The sequence below is a fragment of the Gilliamella sp. B3801 genome (genome assembly GCF_026536645.1).
Classification (GTDB): domain Bacteria; phylum Pseudomonadota; class Gammaproteobacteria; order Enterobacterales; family Orbaceae; genus Gilliamella; species Gilliamella apicola_I.
Window position 1 is genome coordinate 1 of sequence record NZ_JAFNNR010000025.1, and the last position, 1298, is coordinate 1298.

1 protein-coding gene is annotated in these 1298 nt (G+C 38.5%); it reads left to right on the forward strand.

Going from position 1 to position 1298, the window contains the following annotated elements:
* Positions 1–1298 (forward strand): hypothetical protein (locus J3U14_RS11630; RefSeq protein ID WP_267369696.1); only part of this gene is annotated, 1298 nt, incomplete at both ends.

A 1298-nucleotide genomic window follows, 5' to 3' on the forward strand; every position in this document is an offset into this window, starting at 1 on the left:
AATCAATATTTCGAACCGTTGCGATACAGTAGCACAAGTTCACCTTATCCGGCTTATTCGCAAACAGAAGAAAGTCAAAATGGGGTGGTTGATTGGAATTTTGTGATAACAGCCAACGACTATATCGATATTGGCTTAAAACTAGTCGATGTCATCAATGACCGTACCGTGCTGAGAAATGGCTCGGTATTATTTCAACGATTAGAAAACTATATACTCGATAGATTTTCAGGCATAAATTCGAATTCAATATTTCCTGCCCGAACATTAAAAAATACCGGTGTGTCAATATATAATCGGATAGCCAAACTACAAGGCGAGTCAATCTTAGACAGTATAAAAAATGCCGGTTTTGACCCGACGGCTAAAATGACGGCATTTGGTGGTAGCATAGCTTTTGTTAAATCGATTTCAGCAGGATTACAATCAGCCGCCACCTACATCAACTACAAAGAAAACTTGCAAAAACTGGAAGATGCAAACTTAAGCGAAACCCTGCGTTATGAAATTAAACGCGATTTACAGTTTGGCATATATAAAGTTGGAGCAAGTTTTGCACTGTTAGTCAACGAAGTTTTAACCTTTATCAATATGGGGTTACCTCATTTAGCCGGGTCGTTTATTGCAAACCGAGCCAATCTCAGTCTTTTAGTCAATGGGGTGTTTAAAACCTCTGCCATGGTAGCGGGTGTCGTGGGTGTATTAGGTAGTGCGATATCGATAATGGAGGGTATTTTCTTAATTGCGAAAGGACAACAAAAAAGTGGGGCAACCAAAACAGCGTATTGTGTAGCAGGAGGGCTTCAGGTACTGGCTGGTGTATTAAGCTTAGCCGGCACGATAGGTACGTGGTTACAAATAACCGCCTTTTTAGGGCCGCTAGGGGTGGGGATTTTTGTGTTAGGTTTAATTGCGGGGATAGTATCAGTCATTTTACTCATTATCTTTGAAGATAAATCAGACAAATGGGATAAAATGCAACTTTGGTTTAACCGCTGTTTATTGGGTTTAAATGAACACCCGGATAAAGGTCTACCTTATTTACCTACGTTTGACAGTATGGCAATGGCAATTAATGACTTTATGGTTGCCATGTTTGGTGCTAATGTTGCTATTCAGTTAGAAGAAGAGAAGATTTATTATGTCAAAAAAATGCGTCAATATTTAGAAGGTGTCAACATTATTGACAAAATTAAAGACAAATATAAAGACCAATATAAAGTCATATATAAAAATAAAGATTGTCCTGACCTTGCAGGAATAAAAGCAATGGGTGTTAAAGCCAGAAGTCGCGAAAT